This window comes from Mesorhizobium sp. B3-1-7, assembly GCF_006439385.1.
Taxonomy (GTDB): domain Bacteria; phylum Pseudomonadota; class Alphaproteobacteria; order Rhizobiales; family Rhizobiaceae; genus Mesorhizobium.
In genome coordinates, this window is record NZ_VFTL01000009.1 from 71,390 (window position 1) to 97,467 (window position 26,078).

Sequence of the window (26,078 nt, forward strand, 5' to 3'; positions counted from 1 at the left end):
CCGAGCCTAGCCGCGAAGCACTTTTCCTGGAATTGCTTCGGAACTTAAGCGGCCTTTTGCCAGTCGAAGCTCAATTCCTCGCGGAAGGCGAAGCGCTTGATATGGTCGGCGACGACGCTCTCCAGCCGCCCCAGCGAAGCTTCGTCGTCGGCGGCCAGAGCGATGTGCAGGGCCTTGTCGTCGGCGTCCATCACGGTGCGGCCGATCGAGAGCTGGATGGCGCCGTGCTGCGGGTCGAACTCGACCGGGAATTTATGCGACCAGTGCTTGCAGAGCTGCTGCAGGTAGCGGCTGGCATGTTCCGTGGCGACATCGGCGCGGCTGATCGGCATGAAATTCTCCTGACGGATGAAGAAACGCCAGCCTGGATGAGGCTGGCGCCAGTTGCAGATAGATAGGCAAGGCCTGGCGGAATGCCAGCGGTCGCCGGTCAAATCGGCGCCGGATCGCCCGCCTTACCAAGCCCCCGTGTTCGGCATCGAGGCCCATGGTTCGGCCTTGGGCTTGGCCGGGCCTTTCTGCAGCAGTTCGATCGAGATGCCGTCCGGCGAGCGGATAAACGCCATGTTGCCATCGCGCGGCGGGCGATTGATGGTCACGCCATTGTCCATTAGCTTCTGGCAGGTGGCGTAGATGTCGTCGACCTCATAGGCGAGATGGCCGAAATTGCGGCCGCCCTTATAGTCTTCCGGGTCCCAATTGTAGGTCAGCTCGACCAGCGGCGCCTTTTCATTGATGCCGCTCTGCTCGTCTTCCGACGCGGCGAGGAAGACAAGCGTGTAGCGGCCCTGCTCGTTCTCGTAGCGGCGCACCTCCTTCAGGCCGAGCTTATTGCAGTAGAAATCGAGCGACTGGTCGATATCGGCGACGCGGACCATTGTGTGCAGGTAACGCATGGCGGCTTCCTTAAAGTGTTGGGGTTGCGGGGCACCATAGGGGCCGTCCGGGGAAAGGGCAATCGTCCGACAATAGCGGCGGCGCGATCGATTTCAGGCCTTGCGATTTCGGATTCCGGAAGCGCCGGCAAACGACATTTCAGCCTTTCCGGTGCTGAACGGTGAAAAAAGGCACGTCAGCCCTTGCACACCCCGGAAGTCGCAGTGTTAATCTCTTGGCAAGAATCAGTTGCGGTTCAGTTGAAAAGGGGGGCATTCTTATGGGGGAAAAAGCCTCTTTTACGAGGCGGGACGGAAGCCTTGACGACGCCTTGCAGCGGGACAATGGCGGCGACCCCGCCGAGCTTGTCGAAATCGCCGGCGCTATCAAATGGTTCGACGTGGCGAAGGGCTACGGCTTCATTCTTCCGGACGACGGCGTCTCGGGCGACATTCTCCTCCATGTGACTTGTCTTCGAAGGGACGGCTTCCAGACGGCGCTCGAGGGCGCGCGGGTCGTCTGCCTGGTCAAACAGGGCGAGCGCGGCTTGCAGGCTTTCCGCGTCCTTTCCATGGATGCCTCAACGGCTGTCCACCCGGCAGAGCAGGAACAGCGCACCCACGTTACCGTCAACCCGGAGAGCGGCCTCGAGCGGGCCTTGGTCAAGTGGTTCAATCGCACCAAGGGTTTCGGCTTCCTGACGAGGGGCGAGGAGACAGAAGATATCTTCGTCCACATGGAGACGCTGCGGCGCTACGGCATAACCGAGCTCCGGCCCGGGCAGGTCGTGCTCGTCCGCTTCGGACGCGGCGACAAAGGCCTTATGGCCGCCGAAATCCACCCCGATATGGGTACCTTGTCGGTCTCGCACTGAGGGCTTCTCGACGCAGTCGAAAAGTCCCTTTGCCGCGGCGCGACCATCTTGTCCGAAAACCGGTTCCACTTGTCCGGATCATGGTTTAGGACGAGCGTCTGGACGAGGTAACCCATGGCTCATCGCAATTGGCTGACCGCGGGCATATTCTGCGCCGCGATCGTTTTCGCCGCCTATTTCATCGCTGCGAAGCCGAGTTCGGCGGATGCGATGCTGCTGCCGGTCGACCGGACACCGCTTGTGGTGTCGACCGGTTCGGGCGAGCGTTCCTTCTCCATCGAGATCGCCGATACCTCCGCCGAACGCGAGGCGGGACTGATGTTTCGCCGGACCATGGCAGACGATCACGGTATGTTGTTCGTCTTCGAAAGAACGGATGAGGTGGACTTCTGGATGAAGAACACGCCAATGGCGCTCGACCTCATCTTCATCGGCCAGGACGGCAGGATCAAAGCCATCAAGCGCGGCGAGCCCGAATCCGAAGCGATCATCTCGCCGGGACAACCCGTGCGCTTCGTGCTTGAACTCAAGGCCGGCACAGCCGCCCGGGATGGCATCAAGGAAGGCGATCTATTGCGCCACCCGGCTATTGGCACTGGCGCCAACTGAAAAAGCAAATCTGCCGATGCAGTTCTTTTCCCATGACGGTTTCGAACTCGCCTATCTCGATCGCCAGCCGGCCTCGGGGCAGGGCGACCCCGTGCTGATGATCCACGGCTTTGCCTCCAGCCACTATGTCAACTGGGTCTCGCCGGGCTGGTTCAAGACGCTGAACGACGCCGGCTACCGGGCGATCGCCTTCGACCATCGCGGCCACGGCTCGTCGTCGAAGAGCTATGACGAGGCCGATTACACGCCAGAAAAGATGGCGTCCGACGCGGCCGCGCTGCTCGATCATCTCGGCATCGAGCGCGCGCATGTCATGGGCTATTCGATGGGCGCGCGCGTTTCGGCTTTCCTGGCGCTCTCCGATCCGGAGAAGGTGGCCACGCTGGTGTTCGGCGGCCTCGGCATCGGCATGGTCGACGGCGTCGGCGATTGGGATCCGATCGCGGCCGCCCTGCTGGCGGAAGACCCCTCCCAGACCACGCATCCGCGCGGCCGCTCGTTCCGCGCCTTCGCCGACCAGACGCGCAGCGACCGCCGCGCGCTCGCGGCTTGCATCGCCAAGTCGCGCGAGCTGCTCAGCGAGGACGACATGGCCCGCATCGCCCAGCCGACGCTGATCGCCGTCGGCACGAAGGACGACATCGGCGGCTCGCCCGACGAACTCGCAGCCCTGATGCCGAACGCAAGGGCCTTTCACATCGAGGGCCGCGACCACATGCTCGCCGTCGGCGACAAGAGCTTCAAGCAGCGCGTGCTCGAGTTCTACGCCGAAAACCCGCTCTAAGCGCGGCGCTCCTCGGCTCACAATGGTCGATCTGCTCGTCACCTATATGGAGATGCCGGCGCCGCCTCAGGGCGCTCCGCTTGCGTCACCTTCGCCCGGCGCCATCGTGGCGCGCGAGAGTATCGGTCTTTCAAGCTATCTCCATCTCTACCGCGCGGTCGGCGGACCGGTGCAATGGGACCAGCGTCTGCGCATGCCGGAAGCGGAACTCGAAACGCTGCTCGCCAGCACCTCGACGCATATCCATGTGCTGCGCGTCGATGGCGAAGCCGCAGGCTTCTGCGAATTCAACAATGTCGGCGAAGCGGCTATCGAGCTCGTTCATTTCGGACTGGTCCCGGCTTTTCAAGGAAAGCGATTGGGGCCGTTCCTGCTCGACCGGGCGTTGCGCTCGGCGTGGTCGCACGGCCCGCAAAGGCTTTGGCTTCACACCGATACCTATGATCATCCGGCTGCCCAGTCGGTTTACGGGCGCGCGGGATTCAGAGGCTACGCCGAGAGGATCGAGACCTTTCCGGATTAGTCGGAAGGCGCTGCGCGCCTTTTCTGGAATCGCCCTAGTCGCGGGCTCTCCTGTCGGCGAGGGATCTCGCCATGACGCACAGCAGCTCGAACATCATCGTTGCGCCGGCCAGCGCCGTCATGCCGGCAAGATCGAACGGAGGCGCGACCTCAACGACATCGGCGCCGGCGAAATTCAGTCCGTCCAGCAATCGAACCATCTCCTGCGCCTCGCGCGTCGTGAAGCCACCGAGTTCCGGCGTACCGGTGCCGGGGGCCATGGACGGATCGATGCAATCGATGTCGAACGTCACATAGGTCGGGCTGTCGCCGACAAGATCGCGCGCTTCCTGCATGACGGAAGCGGCGCCGCGTCTGACGAACTCTTCCATATAGATGATGCGCACGCCCTGTGACGTTGCCCATTCGTGCTCGCCGGGCTCGTAGATCGAGCCTCTGATGCCGATCTGGACAACCCGCTTGGGGTCGAGCAGCCCTTCCTCGATCGCGCGGCGGAAAGGCGTTCCGTGCGTATAGGGATTGTCGCCGAAGTAACGATCGTTGGTGTCAGAATGCGCGTCGAAGTGAACCATGCCAACAGGCGCCTTGCGGGCCACGGCGCGCAGAACCGGCAGCGTTGTCAGATGGTCGCCGCCGGCGGCCAGCGGCAGGGCACCGTCCGCCACGATCGCGGCAATGCCGTCCTCGATGCGCTTCAACCCGTCCAGCAGGTTGATGGGATTAACCGACAGATCGCCTACGTCGGCGACATTGGCGATGCTGAACGGTTCGGTTCCCGAGACGTGGTGGACGCGACGCATCAGGCTCGACTGGTTCCTGATTTCGCGCGGGCCGTGGCGCGCGCCGGCCCGGTTGGTCGTGCCGCCATCCCATGGAATCCCGACAAGGGCGATGTCCAGCCCTTTCGCGGTCGGTACGGCCGGCAGCCGCATGAAGGTGGAAAGCCCGGCAAATCGCGGTACCTGCGCGGCGTCGACGGGTTGGTGGAAGCTGTTTTCCATGCTGGCGGCCATTCCGGAGCGGTTCACGTTCCGTAGTGATCGCAGGGCCTGGAATTCAGGCATAGGGGCAAAGCCCAGCGGGAGTATGGGCCTATCAGCGCTGGTCTTGCAGGGCTTGCAGGGAACGGCCGAGATTTTCCCTCGCCTGCGCCTCGAACCGATCCCGGAACTCCGTCGTATGGAAGATGTGCTGGCGGGCCAGGAAGCTCTTGAGGACGGCGGCTCGACCGGCGCGCCACATCGGCTCCTCCACCCAGCCATATTCCCGCCGGACCGCGTTCTCATAGGCATCGAAGACCGCAGGTCTGGCGCCGAGGATCGCCAGATCCATGTCGAGCAAAAGAGCTGCATCGTTGAGCGCGTCCTCGTCGCGGAACGGCGGCAACTGGTGGGTGGCGGTGGCGTTGATCATGGCCGCGATGCAAGCGAGGCGATGGGGGTTGGCGCGCCCGGCGAGCCTTTTCTCGGCCAGTTCGGCGCTTTTTGCCTCATTATCCTTGGCGCGGCTGTCATAGATGGCGTCGTGGAACCAGATCGCCGCTTCGACGGCCTCCGGGTCATCAAGAAGGTGCCGGTATTCGCTTGCCAGCGCCAGCATCGCTTCGATGTGAGCCAAGCCGTGATAATGGCGATCCGCAGCCTGGTAGAGCGCTGCAAGCTCGCTTTTCAGCGCTTCGTCGATCAAGGGTTCGTTTTCCATCGTCGCTTGAATCTGCGTGAACCATGTCCATTTGACAAAGCACTAAGGAAAATTGAGTTCAACCGTGGTATGATCTAGCCTATATGTGCCGCCGCAGAATGAGTAAGGCCGGAGAGCGTCGATGAACAGCGTTACGATTGCCCGTCCCAGCATGGTGCAGCCGGTCGATCCGATCTGGCGGTCGATTCGCGACGAGGCGATGGAGGCGGTGAACCGCGATCCGCTGCTCGCGGCCTTCCTCTATTCGACCATCCTCAATCAGGAGAGCCTGGAAGAAGCGGTGATCCACCGGCTTGCCGAACGGCTGGCGCATCAGGATATCGGTTCCGATCTCATCCGCCAGACCTTCAAGGCGATGCTGGACGACGATCCGGAGTGGAGCACGACGGCTCGCGTCGACATCCAGGCCTATTACGACCGCGATCCGGCCTGCGACCGCTTCATCATGCCGGTTCTCTATTTCAAGGGTTTTCACGCGATCCAGACGCACCGGCTGGCGCATTGGCTGTGGAACCAGGGCCGCAGGGACTTCGCGCTCTACCTGCAGAGCCGTTCGTCCTCGGTGTTCCAGACCGACATCAATCCGGCCGCCCGCATCGGCAAGGGCATCTTCCTCGACCATGCTACGGGCCTGGTCGTCGGCCAGACGGCCGTCATCGAGGACGACGTGTCGATCCTGCACGGGGTGACGCTGGGTGGCACTGGCAAGGCCAGTGGCGACCGCCATCCGAAGATCCGCCGCGGCGTGCTGATCGGCGCCGGCGCCAAGATCCTCGGCAATATCGAGATCGGCCATTGCTCCAAGATCGCCGCCGGCTCGGTCGTGCTGTCGCCCGTGCCGCACAACAAGACGGTCGCCGGCGTGCCCGCCCGGGTCGTGGGGGAAACTGGTTGCGACCAGCCTTCGCGGCAGATGGACCAGCTCCTGCCGTCGCAGAGCATGGACCACGTGGTCAGCTTCGACATCTGATTTCCGCCGTCGTCGGGAACCGCCGAAATCCGGCCGCCGGTTTTCGGCCGACTTGTCCTATGCAATTGTGCCGGCTTGCCTTTACATGGCCATTGTTGGCGTGTCAGAAGCGCCTTCCAACGCACAAGGCCGACATTTCGGAGAAGACTTTTGAAGCCTGACGAAATCAGAAAGCTGGACGCCTATTTCAAGCGCGTCTTCCAGAACCCCAAGCTGCAGGTCAAGGCGCGTCCGCGCAAGGAAGACTCCGCCGAGGTCTATGTCGGCGACGAGTTCCTCGGCATCGTCTTCAAGGACGAGGACGACGGCGACTATAATTTCTCGATGGCCATTCTCGACATCGACCTGGCCTAAGCCAGCAACAGCTCTGGCCGAGGAGCGACCGCCGCCCGGCCGGTTGCAGCCTACAGGTGAAAATTCCGCCTAGGGCTTTGTTTGACGCATTCCGAACGGAAAACCGCGAAGCACTTTTCCTGAAATTGCTCTAATCCTGGCAGTGCCGCGGGATATGCACCCGCCGCCAACGGGTCGAGCCTTCCCGCACCACCACTCGCCGCGCCACCGTCCCGTATGAAGGCGGGATTTCCCGGATGCGGACTTGCTGCGGCCGCACCAGCACTTCGTGGGCAACCGCTTCATATTCCGCCGGCTGAACGACGCGCCGGACGCGCTCCGGCTGGACCACTACCGTTTCGGCGACGCGCGCGTAGCGGGCCTTGCGCCATACCTTGCACAGCACCTTGCGGCCGTGGATGACGCGCCACTCCCAGGCATAACCGCCATCGTCGACCTTGACCGTGTGGTAGACCGTGCGTGTCACCGCCGGGACGGTCTCATAGGTGACGCGCGCCGGCGCGATCTGGTCCACGCTTTGGTAGGTGCCGTAGATCGGCGCGTCGTAATCGACCATCTGTCCGCCGGGGCTCACCATCACATCCTCGTAAACGGTGTCGTAGAGCGCCGGCCTGTGGATCGGCTCATAGCATTCGAGCGCGCGGCCGCCGGCGGCGGTTTCGGAGACGGTGGCAAGCATCGCGACTGCCGCCAGCGATGCGGAGCTTTTGCGGATCATGACATTCCCCCGTTGAAAAAGGACGCCTTCACAACGCAGGACTGTAGCGGAAGCTCCGGGGGCGGACAGCGATTTCAAGGCTTTTCGTTAAGCGGCGCGGTTAAGGAATTGCTACCTTTGCGAATGGCTTTGGTCGCCAAGCTGGACCGGGCCCACCTCATGGGGCAAGCCGCCCGTGCTTTGCGGGCTTGCCGCGCTTTACTCGACTTGACCAGATGGCTAGGAGAGGCGGCCTTGCGCTAGGGTGAGCCGACATCCTATTTAGGTCGTAACCAATCCAGAACGATTCCGCGCGATTGCTGATATACCGAGGCGCCGGAATCCATCTCCAACAAGGGTAGTCCATGAAGAACCCCGTTGAAACCTACATGAACCTCGTTCCGATGGTGGTCGAGCAGACCAATCGCGGCGAGCGTGCCTATGACATTTTTTCGCGCCTCTTGAAGGAACGCATCATCTTCATCACCGGTCCGGTCGAGGACGGGATGGCGACGCTGGTTTGTGCACAGCTTTTGTTCCTCGAGGCGGAAAACCCCAAGAAGGAAATAAACCTCTATATCAACTCGCCGGGCGGCGTCGTCACCTCGGGCATGGCGATCTACGACACCATGCAGTTCATCAAGCCGGCGGTGTCGACGCTCTGCATCGGCCAGGCCGCGTCGATGGGGTCGCTGCTCCTGACCGCCGGCCACAAGGACATGCGTTTTGCTACGCCGAACGCCCGGATCATGGTCCATCAGCCGTCCGGCGGCTTCCAGGGCCAGGCTTCGGACATCGAACGTCATGCGCAGGACATCATCAAGCTGAAGCGCCGCTTGAACGAGGTCTATGTCAAGCACACCGGCAAGAGCTATGACGAGATCGAGAAGACGCTCGACCGCGACCATTTCATGACCGCGGACGAGGCCAAGGACTTCGGTCTGATCGACAAGGTCATTTCCAGCCGCGAAGCCGTCGAGACAGCCACGGCTTCCGCCTGAGCATCGACGGCAAATGGCAGCATAACGCGGTTTTGGCGCGTCTTGCGGCATTTCGGCCACATTTGGCTGTTCCCACAGGCGTTGGGATTGCCTACGTTAAGGCTATGTTGATTTTCGACGGCTTAGCTTTGCGTGGGGTTGCTGCGAATCATTGCCGCGTTTTCTGATTTGTGTTTCGTACGGAATGCGCTGTGTGAGCCGGGACACTGGCGGTGGCGGATTCCCGCGATAGATTGGTGAGACGTCACTCAAAGCCAGACCACCGGCGGGCGTTGGTGAAAGGACAGAAAAATGAGCAAGGTCAGCAACGGCGGCGGTGATTCAAAGAACACGCTTTACTGCTCGTTTTGCGGCAAGAGCCAGCACGAAGTCCGCAAGCTGATCGCCGGGCCGACGGTTTTCATCTGCGACGAGTGCGTCGAACTGTGCATGGACATCATCCGCGAGGAGAACAAGACCTCGATGGTGAAGTCGCGCGAAGGCGTGCCGACACCGCAGGAAATCCTCAAGGTCCTCGACGACTACGTCATCGGCCAGCCCTACGCCAAGCGCGTGCTGTCGGTGGCGGTCCACAACCACTACAAGCGCCTGGCGCATGCGGGCAAGAGCAACGACGTCGAGCTGGCCAAGTCGAACATCCTGCTGATCGGCCCGACCGGCTGCGGCAAGACGCTGTTGGCGCAGACGCTCGCCCGCATCATCGACGTGCCGTTCACCATGGCCGACGCCACGACACTGACCGAGGCCGGCTACGTCGGCGAGGACGTCGAGAACATCATCCTGAAGCTGTTGCAGTCGGCCGACTACAATGTCGAGCGGGCGCAGCGCGGCATCGTCTATATCGACGAAATCGACAAGATCTCGCGCAAGTCGGACAATCCCTCGATCACACGCGACGTGTCGGGCGAGGGCGTGCAGCAGGCGCTCTTGAAGATCATGGAAGGCACGGTGGCTTCCGTGCCGCCGCAGGGCGGCCGCAAGCATCCGCAGCAGGAATTCCTGCAGGTCGATACCGCCAACATCCTGTTCATCTGCGGCGGCGCCTTCGCGGGTCTCGACAAGATCATCTCGGACCGCGGCCGCAAGACCTCGATCGGCTTCGGCGCGACGGTGGCCTCGCCCGAGGATCGGCGCACCGGCGACCTGTTCCGCCAAGTCGAGCCGGAAGATCTGCTGAAATTCGGCCTGATCCCGGAATTCGTCGGCCGCCTACCGGTCCTGGCGACGCTGGAAGACCTCGACGAGCCGGCGCTGATCCAGATTCTGACCGAGCCGAAGAACGCGCTGGTCAAGCAGTATCAGCGGCTGTTCGAGATGGAGAATGTCGACCTGACCTTCCACGAGAACGCGCTTTCGGCGATCGCCAAGCGCGCCATCGAGCGCAAGACCGGCGCCCGCGGCCTGCGGTCGATCATGGAAGCGATCCTGCTCGACACGATGTTCGAGCTTCCGGCGCTGGAAGGCGTGCGCGAAGTGGTGATCTCGGAAGAGGTGGTGTCCGGCAACGCCCGGCCGCTCTACATCTATTCCGAGCAGAAGGAAAAGAAGGGCAATGTCAGCGCCTGAAATGGCGTTTGACCCCATAATTTTCATGGAACGGCGCCCGCGTGGCGCCGTTTTGCTGTGAAAGGCGGGAAGGCATGCGATGGAACGGGTCGAGCGACCGTGTTAACCCTTGATCTTTGCCTCGGCTGCATCCACCTAACAGCAGAAGGCCGAGGCGCCGAATTCTGTGCTGTAAAACTCCCGTCACAAACGGTGGTAGGCGGAACGACACTCGGTCGTTAATATGAGATTCGCGGTTGGCTAAAATAAGCGGCCGCGACAGAAAGGTTGGACAATGGCCAAGATATCCAAGGCTTCCGGCGACGGCGTTTTCGCAGTCCTCCCACTGCGCGATATCGTCGTGTTCCCGCATATGATCGTTCCGCTCTTCGTGGGCCGTGAAAAGTCGATCAAGGCGCTGGAAGAGGTGATGGGTCAGGAAAAGCAGATCCTGCTCGCCACCCAGATGAATGCAGCCGACGACGATCCTGAGCCCGATGCGATTTTCGACATCGGCACGCTCGCCAATGTGCTGCAGCTCTTGAAGCTGCCCGACGGCACCGTGAAGGTTCTGGTCGAGGGCGCCTCGCGCGCCAAGATCGTCTCGTTCACCGACCGCGCCGATTTCCACGAAGCCCGCGCTACCGCGCTCGCCGAACCGGAAGAGGAAGAGGTTGAGATCGAGGCGCTTGCCCGCTCGGTCGTCACCGACTTCGAGAATTACGTCAAGCTGAACAAGAAGATCTCGCCCGAAGTGGTGGGCGCCGCCAGCCAGATCGACGACTATTCCAAGCTCGCCGATACGGTTGCCTCGCATCTCGCCATCAAGATCCCCGAGAAGCAGGAGATGCTCGCCACGCTTTCCGTCAAGGAGCGCCTGGAGAAGGCGATGGGCTTCATGGAAGCCGAAATCTCCGTGCTCCAGGTGGAAAAGCGCATCCGTTCGCGCGTCAAGCGCCAGATGGAGAAGACGCAGCGCGAGTACTACCTCAACGAGCAGATGAAGGCGATCCAGAAGGAGCTCGGCGAGGGCGAGGACGGCCGCGACGAAGCCGCCGAGATCGAGGCGCGCATCAAGAAGACCAAGCTCTCCAAGGAGGCCCGCGAAAAGGCGGAAGCCGAATTGAAGAAGCTGCGCTCGATGTCGCCGATGTCGGCTGAATCGACGGTCGTGCGCAACTATCTCGACTGGCTGCTGTCGATCCCGTGGGGCAAGAACTCCAAGGTCAAGCAGGACCTGGCCTTCGCCCAGAACGTCCTCGACACCGACCATTTCGGCCTCGACAAGGTCAAGGAGCGCATCGTCGAGTATCTGGCCGTGCAGAGCCGGCAGAAGAAGCTGAAGGGGCCGATCCTGTGCCTCGTCGGTCCGCCCGGCGTCGGCAAGACCTCGCTCGGCAAGTCGATCGCCAAGGCGACCGGCCGCGAGTTCATCCGCATGGCGCTCGGCGGCGTGCGTGACGAGGCCGAGATCCGTGGCCACCGGCGGACCTATATCGGCTCGATGCCCGGCAAGGTCATCCAGTCGATGAAGAAGGCTAAGAAGTCCAACCCGCTCTTCCTGCTCGACGAGATCGACAAGATGGGCCAGGACTTCCGCGGCGATCCGTCTTCGGCCCTGCTCGAGGTGCTCGATCCCGAGCAGAACTCGACGTTCATGGATCATTACCTCGAGGTCGAATACGACCTGTCGAGCGTGATGTTCGTGACGACGGCGAACACGCTGAATATCCCTGCGCCCCTGATGGACCGCATGGAGATCATCCGTATCGCCGGCTACACCGAGGACGAGAAGATCGAAATCGCCAAGCGTCACCTGATGCCCAAGGTGATCCGCGACCATGCCCTGCAGCCGAACGAATTCTCGGTCGGCGAGGACGCGATCCGCGGCATCATCCAGACCTACACGCGGGAAGCCGGCGTGCGCAGCCTGGAGCGCGAGCTGATGAAGCTCGGGCGCAAGGCGGTGACCGAGATCCTGCGGACGAAGAAGAAGACGGTGAAGATCACGGCGGACAACCTCGCCGATTATCTCGGCGTGCCGCGCTTCCGCTTCGGTCAGGTCGAGGCGGACGATCAGGTCGGCGTGGTCACGGGTCTTGCCTGGACGGAAGTCGGCGGCGAGCTGCTGACGGTCGAAGGCGTCATGATGCCCGGCAAGGGCCGCATGACGGTGACCGGCAATCTGCGCGACGTCATGAAGGAATCGATCTCGGCGGCGGCATCCTATGTCCGCTCCCGCGCTATCGATTTCGGCATCGAGCCGCCGCTGTTCGACAAGCGCGACATCCACGTCCACTTGCCGGAAGGCGCGACTCCGAAGGACGGCCCGTCCGCCGGCGCCGCGATGGCCACGGCCATCGTGTCGGTGCTGACGGGTATTCCGGTGCGGGCCGATGTGGCGATGACCGGCGAGATCACGCTGCGCGGCCGTATCCTGCCGATCGGCGGCCTGAAGGAGAAGCTGCTCGCGGCACTGCGCGGCGGCATCAAGAAGGTCCTGATCCCGGAAGAGAACGTCAAGGATCTGGCGGACATTCCGGACAATGTGAAGAACGGCATGGAGATCGTCCCGGTCTCGCGGGTCGGCGAGGTGCTCGCGCATGCGCTGACCAGGATGCCGGAGCCGATCGAGTGGGTCGAGCCGGTCAATGCGCCCGCTCCGGTCGACAGCGGCGACGATGCCGGAAAGTCGCTTGCTCATTAGTATTTGCTAACATTGCAGCGCACAAAGAGAGAGCCGGGCCTTGAGCTCGGCTTTTTCATGTGAAAAAGCCATGAAAAAATGGAAAAAAGCCCGGAATTCCGCGGTTTTCGGCTTGGGTTCCGGAGCGCTTCTTTCTAAAGTCCGTTTCCTGCCGGATGAGTCGTAGTTCCGGTTTTCTCATGGAAGGGAATTTTTATGAACAAGAACGAACTGGTGTCCGCCGTCGCCGACTCCGCAAGCATTTCGAAGGCTGATGCGCAGTCCGCCGTCGATGCGGTGTTCTCCGTGATCACTGGCGAACTGAAGAAGGGCGGCGATGTCCGGCTTGTCGGCTTCGGAAATTTCACCGTGTCAAAACGCGCTGCTTCGACCGGCCGCAACCCGCAGACCGGCGCGGAAGTGAAGATTCCGGCCCGCACCGTGCCGAAGTTCTCGGCCGGCAAGGGCCTCAAGGACGCGGTCAACTAAGACCTTTTCTTTTAAGAGCAGAAAAGCCGGGCTTGCCCGGCTTTTCTTTTTTTCGGCTGTTCGCAGCGGCTCAGGCCGTCGGCGCGTCGGCGCGCATCAGGCCTTCCTGTTTCAAATCCACCCACAGCGCCGCAGGTATTTTGGTGTCGAGCAGCGCCCGGTTGCTTTCGACCTCGGCCGGCCGCTGACCGCCGGGGATCACCGACATCACCGAAGGATGCTGCAGCGGGAACTGCAGAGCTGCCTCGATCAGGCGCACGTTGTGGCGCTTGCAGACGGCTTCGATACGCGCCACGCGATCCAGGATCTCCTTCGGCGCCTCGCTGTAATTGTAGAAGGCTCCGGGCTTCGGTCCGGTCGCAAGCACGCCGGAATTGTAGGGTCCGCCCAGCACGATGCCGATGCCGCGCTTCTGGCAAAGCGGCAGGAAACTGGCAAGCGCGTCCTGTTCGAGCAGCGTGTAGCGGCCGGCAAGCAGGAACAGGTCGAAATCGCCGCGTTCGGCGAGGGTTTGAGCGACCTGCCACTCGTTGATGCCGCCGCCGAAGGCCTTGATGACGCCCTGGTCGCGCAGCGAAAGCAGCCCGTAATAGCCGGACGACATGAACTCCTCGATGCGGGCGTCGGAGGCCTCCTTGCTGCCATGGGTGAAGACGTCGACATCGTGGACGAAGAGGATGTCGATGCGGTCGACGCCCAGACGCTCCAGCGAGGCCTCGAAGGAACGCATGACGCCGTCATAGCTGTAGTCGTAGACTTCCCGGCGCGACGGCGTCTCGAAGAACTTGCCGATGCCGGTGCGCTGGTCCGGCGCAGAGACGCGCATGATGCGGCCGACCTTGCTCGACAAGACATAGTCGTCGCGCTTCCTGCCGCGCAGGAACGGGTTGAGGCGGGTTTCAGACAGGCCAAGGCCGTAGAGCGGGGCCGTATCATAGTAGCGGCATCCGGTCGCCCATGCCGCCTGCAGGGTGGCGTTGGCGTCCTCGTCGGAGATGGCGCGGTAGAGATTGCCAAGCGGCGCCGTGCCGAAACCGAGCTCGGTGAAGGTGATGCCGCCATTGCCGATGCGGTCGAAATGCCGTGTCTTCATGTCTGACGATGTCCCGGAGCGATTTGTCTGACATGACACTATCACGCTCGTGGCCCAGCAAAAGTGCCGAGGCTCGTTGGACAGCGATTTTCGCGGTGGTAGCATAAACAAAACAAGCCTTTCGCGGCAGCACATCACAAAGCCAAGCGATACCTCCGCAGGCAGGGTGAGCCATCATGACCAAAGCCGGATCAGGTATGTTCGCGACCGCGCTGAATGAGCTTGGCGCGGTGCTGGCGCGCACGGATGAAGCCCAAATCGACGCCGCCTGCGCAATGCTTGCCGGCGCTGGCAGGATCGCCGTCCATGGCTGCGGCCGCGAGGCGCTGCAGGTCAAGGGCTTTGCCATGCGGCTCTATCATCTCGGCCTGCCGGTCTCGGTCGTCGGCGACATGACCACGCCGCCATTGGGGCAGGGCGATGTCTTCCTGGCGAGTTCAGGGCCGGGCGAGACCACCACGGTGCTGACCTTGATGCGGGTTGCCCGCGCGGCCGGGGCGAAGGTGCTGGTCTTGACCGCAGAACCGGAAGGCAGCGCCGCGAAGCTTGCCGACTTCACGCTGCTCATCCCGGCGCAGACGATGGCCAGCGATCAGGGCGCCGCCCGAACCTCGGTGCTGCCGATGGGCTCGCTGTTCGAAGGCGCATTGTTCCTTTTGTTCGAAATCATGGTGCTTAAGCTCAAGGCGCTGACCGGGGCGACACCGGAAGCGATGCGCGCCAGGCACACCAATATGGAGTAGGGGATGCGCTACGAGCTGATGCTGCCGCACCAGATCCGCAAGGCGATCGAGGAGAACTGGCCGGTCGTTCTGCCGCTCGGCGTGCTCGAATACCATGGCGAGCACATGGCAGTCGGCATGGACACGCTGGCCGTCATCAAGACGGTGGAACTGATCGAGCAGGAGAGGGACATCGTCATTTTGCCGCCCTTCTATTACGGCGCGGCAAGCTATGCGGTGGCTCCGCCGGAAGGCAGCGGCTCGGTGCAGGTCGGCGGTCCGGCGCTTTCGCCTTTCGCGGAGGAATTGTTCTACGGCCTGCTGCGCATCGGCTTCCGCAACATCCACGCCATCATCCATCATCAGACCGAGAATTTCGCGGCCGGCATGCCGACCGATCTCGCCTTCAAGACCGCCGGCCGGCAGGCGATCTTTCGCTTCCTCGAAAAGGAGCGCGGCGAGGGCTGGTGGGGCTCGAACACCATGGCCGACTACTATGCCGGCCACGCCCAGGGCGAGAATGTCTTCAACTGGGTGCAAGTGCATCCGCTGATGCCGGCCGCGATGAACGGCAAATACCCGTTCGACCATGCCGGCATCGGCGAGACATCGCTGATGCTGGCCCTATGCCCGGAGGCGGTGGACGAGAAGCATTTCGCCGACAACACCGGCTGGTACACTAAAGGCGCCGCGGAAGCCTCCGCGGGTCTCGGCAAGATCGGCGTCGCGATGATCCTCGACCATTTGCGGTCGATCCTGCAGGCCTAGCTCTCCCCTCTCCCACAAGGGGTCACAAGGGGTCACAAGGGGAGAAGGGGAAGGCGCCTATTTCACCGAGCCGGCCGTCATGCCCATGATCAGATAGCGCTCGAGCGCGATGCCGATGATGGCCAGCGGCGCGATCGCGGCCGTGGCCAAGGCCGCCATTGACCACCAGTTGATGCCTTGCGAGCCTGTTTGGCTCGCCACCATGACGGGGATTGTCTTGGCGTCCGTCGACGTCAGAAGGGCGGCGAAGAAATATTCGTTCCAGCACAGCACCATCGCCAGGATGAAAGCGGCGACCATGCCGGGCAGCGCGATCGGCATGACGATGCGGAAGAAGGCGCCCCAGATCGACAGTCCGTCGACCAAAGCGGCCTCCTCCAATTCGACGGGAATAGAGTTGAACTGGTCGCGCATGATCCAGATGACGATCGGCAGCACCATCAGCGTGTAGAGGAGCACAAGCCCAATGCGCGTATCGAGGAGGGCGACTTCGCGGTAGAGCACCAGGAAGGGGAGCGCCAGAACGACCGGCGGCAGGATCAGTTGCGACAGGAAGAAGAAAGAGATGTCCTCGTTCTTGAACCAGGCGAATTTGTAGCGATAGCGGGTGAGGCCATAAGCGGCGAGGCTGCCGATGATGATGGCGAGGCCCGATGCCCCGACAGAGGTGATGATGGAATTCATGAACCGTTTCAGAAATTCGTCGCGCACGGTCGATGTCTGGAAGATCGAATCCGGCGACAGGCCGAGCGAGCGCCAGCCTTTCCAGTCCGGCTGGAAGTCGACGAAGGGAATGAGATGCCCTTGCGTGACGTCGACCGCCGATTTGAACGAGGTGGTGATCGTCCAGTAGATCGGGAACAGACAGACGAAAGCCCAGAAGATAAGCGCGCCATAGATGAAGACGCGGCTGGCGATGAAGGCCGCCGGCGAGCGGATTTCGGAAACGGTGTAGTCGGTGGTCTGGACGCTCATGACGGCCGCTCAGTTGACGTTGCGCACGAAGCGACTGGCGAATTTCAGGAGCCAGGTCACGAACACGACGATGATGATGAGATAGGCCATGGCCAGCATGGTGCCGTAGCCGACATTCGAGCGGTCACGATATTCGCGATAGATGAAGCTCGACACGGAATCGGTGGCGCCGCCGGGGCCGCCGGAGGTCAAGGTGATGATGATGTCGGCGAGCTTCAGCTTGAAGATGATGCGCAGGATCACGGCCGTCACCGACACCGGCAGCATCAGCGGAAAGGTGACCTGCCAGAAGGTCTGCCATGCGGTTGCGCCGTCGACGCGAGCGGCTTCCAGAACCTCGCGCGACATCGCCTGCAGGCCGGCAAGCAGCATGATCATCATGAACGGGATGAAGGTCCAGGCGTCGAGCATCATGATCGAGATGCGGGCGGTGATCGGATCGGAGAAGAAGGCGGGATTGTCCCAGCCGAGATGGCGCGCCAGCGTCGCCGCCGGTCCGAACCGGTATTCCATCAGCGACTTGCCGACCATCCAGGACACCGCGACCGGCGACAGCATCAGCGGCAAAAGGAAGACGACGCGGAAGAATTTGCGGGCGCGGATCTGCGCGTTGAGCAGCAGCGCCAGGCCGAAGGCGATGACATATTCGACCAGCACCGCGAGCACGTAGAGCACCATGTTGAACAGCGCATTGCGGTAGTAGGGATCGGCCAGCATCTGCCAGAAATTGTCGAGGCCGTTGAACCTGCGTCCGGTAAACGAGCTGAGGTTCCAGTCGGTGAGCGCGATGTAGAAGCCGAACAGGGTCGGGAAGATCACCATGGCGATGGTGAAGAGCAGCGCCGGCAAAAGGAACAGCGCGCGCTGCCCGTCCTCGCCACGCGTCAGCACCTGCCAGGCGCCGAGCGCTGCGCCCCACAAGATGTAAGCGTAGATCACCGGTCGCCAGGTGTCGAAACCGACCGTGGACATTTCGGTCTTGTAGAGGACCTGCACGATGATGATCGCCAGCAGGCCAAGCGTCGCGAGGGCCAGCAGGCCCCAGCCGAGGCGCTTGCGGCCTGCCGGGATCAGATCGGCCGGATTCGCCGGCCACGCATTCGCGGTCGAAATCTGCTCAGCCACGCCTCTCGCCTTCTAGAGCGCTTCACCGTTTCACGGAAACGGTGAACCGCTCTATCTCTTTGTTTTTACGCAATTCCGGACGGAAAACCGCTCACACTTTTCCTGGAATTGCTCTAACGCATCAAACCGGCCAAGCCGGTAAAGACGCGGCCCGGTGACGATGTGCCACCGGGCCGCGACGTCTCACAAGCCAGCCTACATGCCGAGCGAGGCTTTGTAGAGCTTGACCTGGTTTTCGCGGCCGATCTGGTCGGTCAGCTTTTCCCAGGCCGCGGCGATGGCGTCGGCGCCTTCCTGTGCCTTCATCTTGCCGGCGAAGGTGTTGGCCAGAATGTCCTCGGCGGCGGAGTAGTACTGGAAGATGCCGGGGATGCGCGGCTCGATCGCGGCGTTCGGGTGGTTGTAGGAATCGCCTTCCGACTTGAGATAGGAGGTGATGAAGGCCTCGTCGTAACCGGCCGCCACCCATTCCGGAATGTTGAAATGGGAGTTGCGGTAGGGCTGGAAGCCCGACGGATACATCGCCGTCCAGATCGACAGGTCCTTGCCGCCGAGATGCGCGGCGGCCGACCATGCCGCCTTCTTCTTCTTTTCGTCCTTGTCGACGCGGGCCATGACATAGACGCCCCAGCCGAGATAGGCGCAGTTCGGCGCATAGTTCGGGCCGCTGGCAAGCTTGTCCCACTTGCCGGTCTTGGAGTTGTAGACGTCGTCGGAGCCCGGCAGGATCGAGAAGCCGGTGACGTCGCCGATGACCGAGGAGTCATTGGTCTTGACGTTCGAGCCGACGTCGCCCCACCAGGGGATCATCGAGCCGGTGCCAGCCAGGAACTGCTGGAAGGCCGTGGTGTTGGGATCCGCGTTGATCTGGTCGGCGGGCTCGGACGGCAGGGCGTCGATCACGTCCTGGATGGCGCGCACCCAGGCTGGATTGTTGATGCGCGGCTTCATGGTGTCGGCATCGAACAGCCAGGCCTTGTCGTCGGGATGCTTGGCGTAGGCGGTGGCGCGGCTGCCGAGGAAGTAGAAGCCGAAACCGCCCCAGGGCTTGGGCGCGTCGAGATAGCCATAAACGTCCTGGCCCTTGAATTTCTTGCCCTTGAGGAACTTGGTGACGGCCTGCACTTCCTGCCAGGTCTTCGGCACCCCCCATTCGGTGGTGGCGCCGCTGTCCTTCCACTGCTTGGCGAGATCGGCATCGGCGAACACGTCGGTGCGGTAGTTGAAGTTGTGCGTGTCGCCGTCGATGGTCACGCGATACTGCTTGCCGTCCCAGGTGCCGACCGGCGGCTTCAGGTAGTTGACGAGGTCGTCGAAGTCGATCTGCTTCTTGACCCAGTCGGGCATCTCGGAGGTGAGGCCCTTGCCGCAGACATCGCCTTCGAAGGGCGCACCCATCTCGATGATGTCGAAATCGACGGTGCCGGTGGCGATCGACTGCTGCAGGCGGGCGTTGTAGTCGGCCTGGGCGAGGTCGATCCAGCTGATCTTGGCGCCCGTATAGGCCTCCCATGGCTTCAGGAAGCCGCGGAACAGCACATTGTGCAGGTTCTGGTTGTTGAGGCCCATGAAGGTCAGCTCGACACCGGCGAACTCGCCTTCCTTGACATTGGCCTTGGTCGCTTCGAGGCAGAGCTCGCCGACCTTCTGGAAGTCGGCGTCAGTGGGCTGGCCCTTGCCGACGCCCGGGATCTGCAGGATCTTCTTGCGCAGGTCGTCATCGGCAGCGGCCGGCCTCGTCAGCGCGCCGAGCCCGGCGCCGGAGGCGGCGGCGATCGCGGCCATGCTGGCCGCGCCCTTCAGCAGATCGCGGCGGTTCGCTCCGGCGCGCATCAGTTTTTCATACAGATCGACTCTCATCTACAGGTTCCTCCCAGAACAACAGCCATTGAATTGAAGTGCCAATCTCTCGGACGTCGAAACGTCTCTCGGTTCTCCTCGATCATACCGGACGTGGGACCCCACCCTGCGTCGCCGGAGCTCCGATTTCAGGGTAACAGGCCTGCTCTCGGATTGGCACTCGCCACTATTCGCGTAATCGATTACCTTGTCAACAAGATTGGCTTTTTATCTATAAGATACCGACTTGCCGTCGCCGTTGGCAATGGCTAGCTTCACCGCAAACGATAAAGGGGAGACGATGGCTCAAGTCGCGATCAGCAGTGTGGCCAAGGCGTTCGGAACCGTCAAGGTCCTGCATGAGGTCAGCGTCGATATTGCCGACGGACAGTTCGTCGTTCTGGTCGGTCCGTCAGGATGCGGCAAGTCCACGCTTTTGAGGATGGTGGCCGGGCTGGAGACCGTTTCCGGCGGTACGATTTCGATCGGCGACCGCGTCGTCAACAACCTGCCGCCGGCGAAGCGCGACATCGCCATGGTGTTCCAGAACTATGCGCTCTATCCGCACAAGACGGTGGAGCAGAACATGGCCTTCGCGCTGAAGCTGCGCGGCACCGATCCGGCCGTCGTCGCCGAACGCGTCAAGCGCGCCGCCGACATCCTCGACCTCGCGCCCTACCTCAAGCGCTACCCGCGCCAGCTTTCCGGCGGCCAGCGCCAGCGCGTCGCCATGGGCCGCGCCATCGTGCGCAATCCGCAGGTGTTCCTGTTCGACGAGCCGCTTTCCAACCTCGACGCCAAGCTGCGCGTGCAGATGCGCACCGAGATCAAGGAGCTGCACCAGCGGCTGAAGACGACCACCATCTACGTCACCCATGACCAGATCGAGGCCATGACCATGGCCGACAAGATCGTCGTGATGCGCGACGGCCGCATCGAGCAGGTCGGCGCCCCGCTTGAGCTGTTCGATCGGCCGGCGAACCTTTTCGTCGCCGGCTTCATCGGCTCGCCTTCGATGAACCTGCTCAAGGGCACCGTGAAGAAGGCTGAGAAGCCGGTCGTCGAGATCGCGGGCACGGCATTCCCGATGCCGTCGGGAGTTGCTGCCGAGGATGGCCAGCCCGTTATCTACGGCGTGCGGCCGGAGCATCTGGAGATCCATCCGGACGGCGTCGCATCCACCGTCTCGGTGGTCGAACCGACAGGCTCCGAGACGCTGGCCTTCGTGCGCTTCGGCGAGGGCGAGATGGTGGCGCTGTTTCGCGAGCGCCACGACTTCAAGCCTGGCGACACGCTCAAGCTCAAGCCGCGTCTCGACCAGGTCCACCTCTTCGACGCCGGGACCGGCAAGCGTCTCTGACCGCACACAACCCTTCAAGAGGAAACCATGCTCAAAGGGATCAATCCGCTGCTCAATGCAGATGTGCTCCAGGCACTGCGGGCGATGGGCCATGGCGACGACCTGATCATCGCCGACACCAATTTCCCGTCCGATTCGGTGGCGCGGCAAACCGTGCTCGGCAAGCTGTTGCGCATCGATGCGACGGCGGCCGAAGTGGTGAAGGCGGTGCTGTCGGTCTTGCCGCTGGATACTTTCGTCAACGATGCGGCGGCGCGCATGGAGATCGTCGGCAAGCCGAACGAAATCCCGCCGGTGCAGAGGGAGGTGCAGAAGGAGATCGACGCGGCCGAGGGCAAGCCCTGGCCGATGATCTCGATCGAGCGCTATGCCTTCTACGAGCGCTCCAAGAAAGCCTATTGCGTGATCCAGACCGGTGAGCGCCGCTTCTATGGCTGCTTTGCCTTCCGCAAGGGCGTCGTGCCGCCGGATGCGGAGTAAGGACATGGCCACCGGCAAGCCTGTTGTCATGAAGCCCGTTGTGATCCTGGGTGTGTTCGTCGCCGATACCGCCTATCGCGCCGACCGCCAGCCGCGCCTGGGCGAGACGATCCTCGGCAATTCCTTCAAGCTCGGCCCGGGCGGCAAGGGATCGAACCAGGCCGTGGCCGCCGGCAAGCTCGGCGCCGACATCACCTTCCTGACGCGCCTCGGCGTCGATGCTTTCGCCGACATGGCCAAGCAGACCTGGAAGGATGCGGGCGTGAAAAGCGCCGTCATCGACACGCCGGACAGCTATACGGGCGCTGCCTACATCTTCGTCGAGGAAGGCAGCGGCAACAACGCCATCATCGTCAGCCCGGGCGCTGCAATGCTGATTTCCCCGGCCGACATCGAAGCGCATGCCGAACTCATCCGGTCCGCCGGCGTTTTCGTCACCCAACTCGAACAGCCGATCGACGCGGCATTGAAGGCGCTGCAGATCGCGCGTGGAGCAGGGGTGACGACCATCCTCAATCCCGCGCCGGCCGCCAGCCTGCCCGACCGCATCTACGCGTTCTGCGACTATGTCACGCCCAACGAGACCGAAGCCGAAGGACTGACCGGCATCAAGGTTTCGTCGATCGACGACGCCCGCCGCGCCGCCGACGCTCTGCTGGCCAAGGGTGTCGGCGCCGTCATCGTGACGCTCGGCGAGAAGGGTGCCTTGCTGCACACCAAGGAACGATCCGAGCATGTCGGCGCGGTCAATGCCGGCCCGGTGGTCGAGACCACGGGGGCAGGTGACGCGTTCAATGGCGGCTTGGCCGCGGCCCTGGCAAAAGGCGTCGAGCCGCTGGAGGCCATCCGCTTTGCCTGCGCGGTCGCCGGCATTTCGGTGACGCGCCCCGGCACTGCGCCGTCCATGCCGACCCTCAAAGAGGTCGAAGCGCTGCTCGCCAGGGCCTGAGACCTTCCGCGGTCCATTTTTCGCGGCTTTGTTAGAGGCCGCTTATTCCGGAACGCTACTGAGGCGAGCGCGTTCATCGTCCTGTCGGCGGCGCCGATTTGGAACGGTAGGATGAAAAAGCCTTACGAAAAGCCCACGCTGGTGAAGCGTCAGAAGCTCACCGAACGGACGGCCCAGATTATCGCGTCCGGGGTTGTCCTGGGCGAATGATTTTCCAAGGACAGCGCTACAGAATCCTGCTGGTCAGTTCCAGCATCGTCGTTGCACCTTGCTCGCTGCCGGGCATATGCACGACGCGCAGCACCCGCAGGTCCCTGCTCGATCCTTCGACCGGCATCGACACGCTTTCGCCCACCCGCGGCAATTCCTGGAAGGCGAGCTCGTCGACATCCGTCTCGTCGTCGATGGAAATCCGGCATCTCACAGCCATCTTTATCTCCCGTTTTTTCGCCCGTGGGCTGAACGGGACAAGGTTGGAATGGTTCCGAGAAAGACCTCAGCTGGCGAAGCTGTCGCGATATTCGCGCGGCGTAAGCCCTTTCAACGCCTTGAATTGACGGCCGAAATTGGCCAGTGAGCGATAGCCGACAAGCTCGGCGATGTAGGCAATCGGCTTGTCTTCTTCTGTGAGAAGGGCGCAGGCTTCGCCGATGCGCAGCCGTGTCACATACTCGACCAAGGTCAAGCGCGTGTGCCGCGTGAACATGCGGTGAAAGCCTGACGGGCTGAGCGCGGCGAGGCGGGCGAGACGGTCGATGCTCAGATCGTCGGTGTAGTGCGCGTGCAGATAGTCCAGCACGCGATCTATGCGCGATCCGCTCGAGGCGATGGGCGAGGGCGAGCGGGACGGCGCAGTCAGTGGCTCGGCCTCGTCATCCCCGGCAAGCGTCAGCAGGACCGAAATGAGGTCGAGCAGCCGCTCCGCGGGCGGCTTGTCGAAGATTGCTTCGATACGCGCCCTGACGCGCCCGGTCGCGCCTTGCGAGAATTTCAGCCCCCGCGCCGATCTTTCCAGCAGGCCGCCGACCGGTCGCAGCTCCGTCAGGAGCCCGGTCAATCCACGTGCCCATTCGGGCCGGAACCAGATGACCATGACCAGATGCGGCCTGCTCACGTCGATCTTGTCCGAAGAAGACCAGGTGTGCGGCAGGTTCGGGCCGAGCAGCACGAGATCGCCATCGTCATAGTTGCCGACATGGTCGCCGACGAAGCGGCGCCCGCGCGAGTTCAGGGTGAACGTCAATTCATACTCCGGATGATGGTGCCATTCGAAGGGAATGGTCGGGTCGCGCGGGACCCTTACCATCGACCATGAGGCGTCATCGGCGATTGTGACTTTCTCAAGATACGGCTTCATGGCGTGCCACTAAGGAATTTGCCTCGAACGGCATAGAAAGAATGATGGACGCCAGAATAGTATCATTGAGGGCCTGTCAGGGACAACATGCAGGTCCGCCGTTCGGTTAGCCTCGTGTTCGACAAGACAAGATCGAGGAGGAAATCGATGGCCCACGCGAAGGACATCACCAAGGACGATCACCCGACGTCCAGCCGGGTAACGACCCAATTGTCCAGGATCAAGAAAATGCTTCCGCTGCGCGTGCTTTCAGATGAGGATTTCGCCCACTGGCAAAAGCGGGGCTTCGTGATCGTGCGCAATGCCGTGCCGCAGGCAAATGTCGAGCGCCTCAAGGCGTTGCTTTGGCAATTCGAGGAAAAGGACCCCAGCGATCCGGCGACCTGGGACGTCACCCAGCGGCGCGACTATGCCCTGAAGGAAATCAACAACGCCGGCATGGTCGAGATCTACAACCACCAGTTCCTGTGGGACAATCGCATGGCGCGCCGCGTCTACGACGCCTTTGTCGACATCTGGGACATGGAGGATCTGTGGGTCGCGATCGACCGCGCCAACCTCAACACCCCCAACAAGGGCAGACGCGCATCCCCTGGTTTCATCCACTGGGACGCCGACACCTCGCTCGAGCCCAAGCCGATCTCGGTCCAGGGTGTGCTTTCGCTGGTTCACCAGGACGGCGGTGATATCGGCGGTTTCCAATGTGTGCCCTATCTGTTCGAGCATTTCGATGAATGGGTCAAAACCCAGCCAGCCGGCCGCGATCCGCACCACCCGGACATGAGGGGGATCGAGGACAGGATCGAGAAGCTCGAACTTTTCCCGGGCGACCTGATGATCTTCAATTCGCTCCTGGCGCATGGCGTGGCGCCGAACACGTCCGACGGCAGGGTGAGGATGGCGCAGTACATCTCCATGTTCCCGGCCGATGAGGGCAATCTCGGCGAGCGCGAGGCGCGGATCCGATCCTAGCGCGAGCGCGAGGCGCCGCGGCGCGCCGGCTTTGCGGGCGATCCGCGCGGGTGGGAGAAGAGAAACGCCGAGACGGCAAAGCTGACGCCGCTCGGCGAAAGGTTGCTGGGGCTGGTCAGCTGGAACGGATGATGGCGTTTTTAGGGGTCCGCTCCTCCACCATGCAGCACCGCAGGAGCAATCAATTCTCGGGAAGCGGCGACGGCTTGTCACTCAGGGTCCGCAGGTAAGCAATCAGGTTTGCTCGCTGGTTCTCGTCCCGCAGGCCCGGGAAAATCATGTCTGTTCCAGGCAATGCGAATGCCGGGTTTGAGATGAAGGAATTGAGATCTTCAAAGGTCCATGTGCCGCCCGCTTCCTTTAGAGCCGATGAATACGGGACATCGCCTTGTGAAGCTTTTGGTCGCCCTACAACGCCCCAAAGATTGACCCGTTTGGGAACCTTGAGGCCCGGCGCTGAAAGATGACAGACCCCGCATGTTTGGTCGAAAATCCCCTTGCCCGATTCAACGTTTGCCGATGCAAGTCGCGCCGAAATCGGCGCAATGGCCGGTCGTCCGGCGCCGTGATCCCGCAAGTAGGCGACGACGTCTTCGTGACCACCGAGCTTGGCCAGGTGTATGGGTGGATTTCCATTTGATGTCAGCGCGTTGACGTCTGCTCCAGCGTCCACGAGATGGATTACGCAACGAAGACAGCCTTTCTCGGCAGCCACGTGCAGCGGGGATTGCGATTTCGCCACCTGATTTGGGTCGGCTCCGTTATCCAGTAACAGCTTCACGATGTCTGGGTAGCCACCATTGTTGGCAGCGTAGAGGGGCGTTCTTTGCCAGCTGACGGGCATGTTAACGTCCGCCCCACGATCTATCAGAAGCTTTGCTATTTCGACATTCCCGCCCTCACAGGCGATATAGAGCGCCGTAACACCGTCAACTTCGTTGACGGCGGCGCCTTTGTCCAAGGCAGAAGCCACCCTCGCGGTGTCGCCGTGTCTGACAAGGTCACCCAAGCTGCTTGCTTGGACGGGCAGGGTAAAAAGCCAAAGAAACCACGAAGCCCATATTATCCACATGCTTGGACTGGTCATCGCATCCTCCGTGATGAGTTTTGCGCCCCTCCAACTGCGAGACAGCATCAATCGGCAGTGCCAGCATTGGCTGGCGTGCAATCACGCGGCCGACCCACTGCTGGGAAAAGCGCGGAAGGTTGGCTCGCACGGCGGCTCGGACTCTTGTAAAAATTAACTTTAGCAGATGCTTATATAAAGGCCAAGCGGACGGCCGAAGCGCTCTCGTTCGGCTGCCTACAAGGTCCCGTTCTTTCTCCCGCC

General features: G+C 62.2%; 28 protein-coding genes and 1 pseudogene. 17 read left to right on the forward strand and 12 right to left on the reverse strand.

The annotated features are described in order from the left end of the window. Positions 1 to 44: 44 nt before the first annotated feature. Positions 45 to 332, reverse strand: a complete 288-nt coding sequence (locus tag FJ417_RS09930; protein WP_140646131.1) for a DUF2218 domain-containing protein — start codon at positions 330 to 332, stop codon at positions 45 to 47. Between the two features lie 123 nt (positions 333 to 455). Further along, complete coding sequence (gene gloA / locus FJ417_RS09935; RefSeq protein ID WP_140783266.1) at positions 456 to 896, reverse strand: lactoylglutathione lyase; 441 nt, start codon at positions 894 to 896, stop codon at positions 456 to 458. Between the two features lie 260 nt (positions 897 to 1,156). On the opposite strand from gloA, the gene FJ417_RS09940 reads away from it, so the two are divergent. From FJ417_RS09940 to FJ417_RS09955, 4 genes are all read left to right on the forward strand, one after another. Continuing rightward, positions 1,157 to 1,750: a cold-shock protein gene (locus FJ417_RS09940; protein ID WP_140646193.1), complete on the forward strand. Its 594-nt coding sequence runs from the start codon at positions 1,157 to 1,159 to the stop codon at positions 1,748 to 1,750. A gap of 114 nt (positions 1,751 to 1,864) precedes the next feature. Continuing rightward, positions 1,865 to 2,359, forward strand: coding sequence for a DUF192 domain-containing protein (locus FJ417_RS09945; protein WP_140783267.1), 495 nt, complete (start codon positions 1,865 to 1,867; stop codon positions 2,357 to 2,359). A gap of 16 nt (positions 2,360 to 2,375) precedes the next feature. After that, positions 2,376 to 3,143 carry an alpha/beta hydrolase gene (locus FJ417_RS09950; protein WP_140783268.1) on the forward strand — a complete coding sequence of 256 codons (768 nt, stop codon included), beginning with the start codon at positions 2,376 to 2,378 and terminating at the stop codon, positions 3,141 to 3,143. Between the two features lie 22 nt (positions 3,144 to 3,165). Continuing rightward, a complete protein-coding gene (locus FJ417_RS09955) occupies positions 3,166 to 3,666 on the forward strand; it encodes a GNAT family N-acetyltransferase (RefSeq protein ID WP_140783269.1) in 501 nt (166 codons plus the stop codon). Between the two features lie 34 nt (positions 3,667 to 3,700). Here FJ417_RS09955 and speB read toward each other — a convergent pair whose 3' ends face one another. Together speB and FJ417_RS09965 are read right to left on the reverse strand one after the other, a co-directional pair. Beyond that, positions 3,701 to 4,666 carry an agmatinase gene (gene speB, locus FJ417_RS09960; protein ID WP_140783270.1) on the reverse strand — a complete coding sequence of 322 codons (966 nt, stop codon included), beginning with the start codon at positions 4,664 to 4,666 and terminating at the stop codon, positions 3,701 to 3,703. A gap of 94 nt (positions 4,667 to 4,760) precedes the next feature. Beyond that, entirely contained in the window at positions 4,761 to 5,366 is a 606-nt protein-coding gene (locus tag FJ417_RS09965) for a hypothetical protein (protein ID WP_140650954.1), read from the reverse strand. A gap of 121 nt (positions 5,367 to 5,487) precedes the next feature. Here FJ417_RS09965 and cysE point away from each other — a divergent pair, with 121 nt between their 5' ends. Together cysE and FJ417_RS09975 are read left to right on the forward strand one after the other, a co-directional pair. After that, complete coding sequence (cysE, locus tag FJ417_RS09970; RefSeq protein WP_140783271.1) at positions 5,488 to 6,336, forward strand: serine O-acetyltransferase; 849 nt, start codon at positions 5,488 to 5,490, stop codon at positions 6,334 to 6,336. 150 nt (positions 6,337 to 6,486) lie between these two features. Further along, entirely contained in the window at positions 6,487 to 6,690 is a 204-nt protein-coding gene (locus FJ417_RS09975) for a DUF3126 family protein (protein WP_027166457.1), read from the forward strand. Positions 6,691 to 6,820: 130 nt separating this feature from the next. On the opposite strand, the gene FJ417_RS09980 is transcribed toward FJ417_RS09975, so the two are convergent. Continuing rightward, positions 6,821 to 7,408, reverse strand: a complete 588-nt coding sequence (locus FJ417_RS09980; RefSeq protein ID WP_140783272.1) for a hypothetical protein — start codon at positions 7,406 to 7,408, stop codon at positions 6,821 to 6,823. 344 nt (positions 7,409 to 7,752) lie between these two features. Here FJ417_RS09980 and clpP point away from each other — a divergent pair, with 344 nt between their 5' ends. The 4 genes from clpP to hupB all read left to right on the forward strand — a co-directional run bounded on the left by clpP (position 7,753) and on the right by hupB (position 13,108). Beyond that, complete coding sequence (clpP, locus tag FJ417_RS09985; protein WP_140646123.1) at positions 7,753 to 8,388, forward strand: ATP-dependent Clp endopeptidase proteolytic subunit ClpP; 636 nt, start codon at positions 7,753 to 7,755, stop codon at positions 8,386 to 8,388. A gap of 291 nt (positions 8,389 to 8,679) precedes the next feature. Beyond that, positions 8,680 to 9,954: an ATP-dependent Clp protease ATP-binding subunit ClpX gene (clpX, locus tag FJ417_RS09990; RefSeq protein WP_140646122.1), complete on the forward strand. Its 1,275-nt coding sequence runs from the start codon at positions 8,680 to 8,682 to the stop codon at positions 9,952 to 9,954. 274 nt (positions 9,955 to 10,228) lie between these two features. Next, the gene (gene lon, locus FJ417_RS09995) at positions 10,229 to 12,640 is read left to right on the forward strand and encodes an endopeptidase La (protein WP_140646121.1); all 2,412 of its coding nucleotides are present in this window, start codon (positions 10,229 to 10,231) and stop codon (positions 12,638 to 12,640) included. Positions 12,641 to 12,835: 195 nt separating this feature from the next. After that, positions 12,836 to 13,108, forward strand: a complete 273-nt coding sequence (gene hupB / locus FJ417_RS10000; protein WP_027166452.1) for a DNA-binding protein HupB — start codon at positions 12,836 to 12,838, stop codon at positions 13,106 to 13,108. A 70-nt stretch (positions 13,109 to 13,178) separates the two neighbouring features. Here the strand turns inward: hupB and FJ417_RS10005 are convergent, their stop codons facing one another. Next, positions 13,179 to 14,201: an aldo/keto reductase gene (locus FJ417_RS10005; RefSeq protein ID WP_140783273.1), complete on the reverse strand. Its 1,023-nt coding sequence runs from the start codon at positions 14,199 to 14,201 to the stop codon at positions 13,179 to 13,181. 176 nt (positions 14,202 to 14,377) lie between these two features. Here FJ417_RS10005 and hxlB point away from each other — a divergent pair, with 176 nt between their 5' ends. Both hxlB and FJ417_RS10015 read left to right on the forward strand, forming a co-directional pair. Next, positions 14,378 to 14,944 carry a 6-phospho-3-hexuloisomerase gene (hxlB, locus tag FJ417_RS10010; RefSeq protein WP_140783274.1) on the forward strand — a complete coding sequence of 189 codons (567 nt, stop codon included), beginning with the start codon at positions 14,378 to 14,380 and terminating at the stop codon, positions 14,942 to 14,944. A 3-nt stretch (positions 14,945 to 14,947) separates the two neighbouring features. Beyond that, complete coding sequence (locus tag FJ417_RS10015; RefSeq protein ID WP_140709720.1) at positions 14,948 to 15,691, forward strand: creatininase family protein; 744 nt, start codon at positions 14,948 to 14,950, stop codon at positions 15,689 to 15,691. Between the two features lie 57 nt (positions 15,692 to 15,748). Here FJ417_RS10015 and FJ417_RS10020 read toward each other — a convergent pair whose 3' ends face one another. The 3 genes from FJ417_RS10020 to FJ417_RS10030 form a co-directional block, all read right to left on the reverse strand. After that, positions 15,749 to 16,666, reverse strand: a complete 918-nt coding sequence (locus tag FJ417_RS10020) for a carbohydrate ABC transporter permease (protein ID WP_140783275.1) — start codon at positions 16,664 to 16,666, stop codon at positions 15,749 to 15,751. A gap of 9 nt (positions 16,667 to 16,675) precedes the next feature. Then, positions 16,676 to 17,791 carry a sugar ABC transporter permease gene (locus FJ417_RS10025; protein WP_140646116.1) on the reverse strand — a complete coding sequence of 372 codons (1,116 nt, stop codon included), beginning with the start codon at positions 17,789 to 17,791 and terminating at the stop codon, positions 16,676 to 16,678. Positions 17,792 to 17,986: 195 nt separating this feature from the next. Further along, the gene (locus FJ417_RS10030) at positions 17,987 to 19,651 is read right to left on the reverse strand and encodes a sugar ABC transporter substrate-binding protein (protein WP_140647812.1); all 1,665 of its coding nucleotides are present in this window, start codon (positions 19,649 to 19,651) and stop codon (positions 17,987 to 17,989) included. Positions 19,652 to 19,931: 280 nt separating this feature from the next. Here FJ417_RS10030 and ugpC point away from each other — a divergent pair, with 280 nt between their 5' ends. The 4 genes from ugpC (at position 19,932) to FJ417_RS33360 (ending at position 22,629) form a co-directional block, all read left to right on the forward strand. Further along, on the forward strand, positions 19,932 to 20,990 hold the full coding sequence (ugpC, locus tag FJ417_RS10035; protein WP_140783276.1) for a sn-glycerol-3-phosphate ABC transporter ATP-binding protein UgpC: 1,059 nt from the start codon (positions 19,932 to 19,934) through the stop codon (positions 20,988 to 20,990). Positions 20,991 to 21,017: 27 nt separating this feature from the next. Next, on the forward strand, positions 21,018 to 21,470 hold the full coding sequence (locus tag FJ417_RS10040) for an RbsD/FucU family protein (RefSeq protein ID WP_140783277.1): 453 nt from the start codon (positions 21,018 to 21,020) through the stop codon (positions 21,468 to 21,470). Positions 21,471 to 21,474: 4 nt separating this feature from the next. Further along, positions 21,475 to 22,419, forward strand: a complete 945-nt coding sequence (gene rbsK / locus FJ417_RS10045; protein WP_140783278.1) for a ribokinase — start codon at positions 21,475 to 21,477, stop codon at positions 22,417 to 22,419. Between the two features lie 111 nt (positions 22,420 to 22,530). Beyond that, the gene (locus FJ417_RS33360) at positions 22,531 to 22,629 is read left to right on the forward strand and encodes a putative RiPP precursor (RefSeq protein WP_210239401.1); all 99 of its coding nucleotides are present in this window, start codon (positions 22,531 to 22,533) and stop codon (positions 22,627 to 22,629) included. A 16-nt stretch (positions 22,630 to 22,645) separates the two neighbouring features. Here FJ417_RS33360 and FJ417_RS10050 read toward each other — a convergent pair whose 3' ends face one another. After that, positions 22,646 to 22,849, reverse strand: coding sequence for a hypothetical protein (locus tag FJ417_RS10050; protein WP_140783279.1), 204 nt, complete (start codon positions 22,847 to 22,849; stop codon positions 22,646 to 22,648). A 66-nt stretch (positions 22,850 to 22,915) separates the two neighbouring features. Next, the gene (locus FJ417_RS10055) at positions 22,916 to 23,776 is read right to left on the reverse strand and encodes an AraC family transcriptional regulator (RefSeq protein ID WP_140783280.1); all 861 of its coding nucleotides are present in this window, start codon (positions 23,774 to 23,776) and stop codon (positions 22,916 to 22,918) included. Between the two features lie 147 nt (positions 23,777 to 23,923). Between FJ417_RS10055 and FJ417_RS10060 the strand changes: the two are divergent. Then, a pseudogene (locus FJ417_RS10060) lies at positions 23,924 to 24,880 on the forward strand (phytanoyl-CoA dioxygenase family protein). A 49-nt stretch (positions 24,881 to 24,929) separates the two neighbouring features. Here FJ417_RS10060 and FJ417_RS10065 read toward each other — a convergent pair. Beyond that, positions 24,930 to 25,835, reverse strand: coding sequence for an ankyrin repeat domain-containing protein (locus FJ417_RS10065; RefSeq protein WP_181167124.1), 906 nt, complete (start codon positions 25,833 to 25,835; stop codon positions 24,930 to 24,932). Between the last annotated feature and the right edge of the window lie 243 nt (positions 25,836 to 26,078).

What these genes read in the sequence shown, in the direction of transcription:
- FJ417_RS09930 (WP_140646131.1), bottom strand. Translation starts at nt 332, where the DNA reads ATGCCGATCAGCCGCGCCGATGTCGCCACGGAACATGCCAGCCGCTAC.
- gloA (WP_140783266.1), bottom strand. Translation starts at nt 896, where the DNA reads ATGCGTTACCTGCACACAATGGTCCGCGTCGCCGATATCGACCAGTCG.
- FJ417_RS09940 (WP_140646193.1), top strand. Translation starts at nt 1,157, where the DNA reads ATGGGGGAAAAAGCCTCTTTTACGAGGCGGGACGGAAGCCTTGACGAC.
- FJ417_RS09945 (WP_140783267.1), top strand. Translation starts at nt 1,865, where the DNA reads ATGGCTCATCGCAATTGGCTGACCGCGGGCATATTCTGCGCCGCGATC.
- FJ417_RS09950 (WP_140783268.1), top strand. Translation starts at nt 2,376, where the DNA reads ATGCAGTTCTTTTCCCATGACGGTTTCGAACTCGCCTATCTCGATCGC.
- FJ417_RS09955 (WP_140783269.1), top strand. Translation starts at nt 3,166, where the DNA reads ATGGTCGATCTGCTCGTCACCTATATGGAGATGCCGGCGCCGCCTCAG.
- speB (WP_140783270.1), bottom strand. Translation starts at nt 4,666, where the DNA reads ATGGAAAACAGCTTCCACCAACCCGTCGACGCCGCGCAGGTACCGCGA.
- FJ417_RS09965 (WP_140650954.1), bottom strand. Translation starts at nt 5,366, where the DNA reads ATGGAAAACGAACCCTTGATCGACGAAGCGCTGAAAAGCGAGCTTGCA.
- cysE (WP_140783271.1), top strand. Translation starts at nt 5,488, where the DNA reads ATGAACAGCGTTACGATTGCCCGTCCCAGCATGGTGCAGCCGGTCGAT.
- FJ417_RS09980 (WP_140783272.1), bottom strand. Translation starts at nt 7,408, where the DNA reads ATGATCCGCAAAAGCTCCGCATCGCTGGCGGCAGTCGCGATGCTTGCC.
- clpP (WP_140646123.1), top strand. Translation starts at nt 7,753, where the DNA reads ATGAAGAACCCCGTTGAAACCTACATGAACCTCGTTCCGATGGTGGTC.
- clpX (WP_140646122.1), top strand. Translation starts at nt 8,680, where the DNA reads ATGAGCAAGGTCAGCAACGGCGGCGGTGATTCAAAGAACACGCTTTAC.
- lon (WP_140646121.1), top strand. Translation starts at nt 10,229, where the DNA reads ATGGCCAAGATATCCAAGGCTTCCGGCGACGGCGTTTTCGCAGTCCTC.
- hupB (WP_027166452.1), top strand. Translation starts at nt 12,836, where the DNA reads ATGAACAAGAACGAACTGGTGTCCGCCGTCGCCGACTCCGCAAGCATT.
- FJ417_RS10005 (WP_140783273.1), bottom strand. Translation starts at nt 14,201, where the DNA reads ATGAAGACACGGCATTTCGACCGCATCGGCAATGGCGGCATCACCTTC.
- hxlB (WP_140783274.1), top strand. Translation starts at nt 14,378, where the DNA reads ATGACCAAAGCCGGATCAGGTATGTTCGCGACCGCGCTGAATGAGCTT.
- FJ417_RS10015 (WP_140709720.1), top strand. Translation starts at nt 14,948, where the DNA reads ATGCGCTACGAGCTGATGCTGCCGCACCAGATCCGCAAGGCGATCGAG.
- FJ417_RS10020 (WP_140783275.1), bottom strand. Translation starts at nt 16,666, where the DNA reads ATGAGCGTCCAGACCACCGACTACACCGTTTCCGAAATCCGCTCGCCG.
- FJ417_RS10030 (WP_140647812.1), bottom strand. Translation starts at nt 19,651, where the DNA reads ATGAGAGTCGATCTGTATGAAAAACTGATGCGCGCCGGAGCGAACCGC.
- ugpC (WP_140783276.1), top strand. Translation starts at nt 19,932, where the DNA reads ATGGCTCAAGTCGCGATCAGCAGTGTGGCCAAGGCGTTCGGAACCGTC.
- FJ417_RS10040 (WP_140783277.1), top strand. Translation starts at nt 21,018, where the DNA reads ATGCTCAAAGGGATCAATCCGCTGCTCAATGCAGATGTGCTCCAGGCA.
- rbsK (WP_140783278.1), top strand. Translation starts at nt 21,475, where the DNA reads ATGGCCACCGGCAAGCCTGTTGTCATGAAGCCCGTTGTGATCCTGGGT.
- FJ417_RS33360 (WP_210239401.1), top strand. Translation starts at nt 22,531, where the DNA reads ATGAAAAAGCCTTACGAAAAGCCCACGCTGGTGAAGCGTCAGAAGCTC.
- FJ417_RS10050 (WP_140783279.1), bottom strand. Translation starts at nt 22,849, where the DNA reads ATGGCTGTGAGATGCCGGATTTCCATCGACGACGAGACGGATGTCGAC.
- FJ417_RS10055 (WP_140783280.1), bottom strand. Translation starts at nt 23,776, where the DNA reads ATGAAGCCGTATCTTGAGAAAGTCACAATCGCCGATGACGCCTCATGG.
- FJ417_RS10065 (WP_181167124.1), bottom strand. Translation starts at nt 25,835, where the DNA reads ATGACCAGTCCAAGCATGTGGATAATATGGGCTTCGTGGTTTCTTTGG.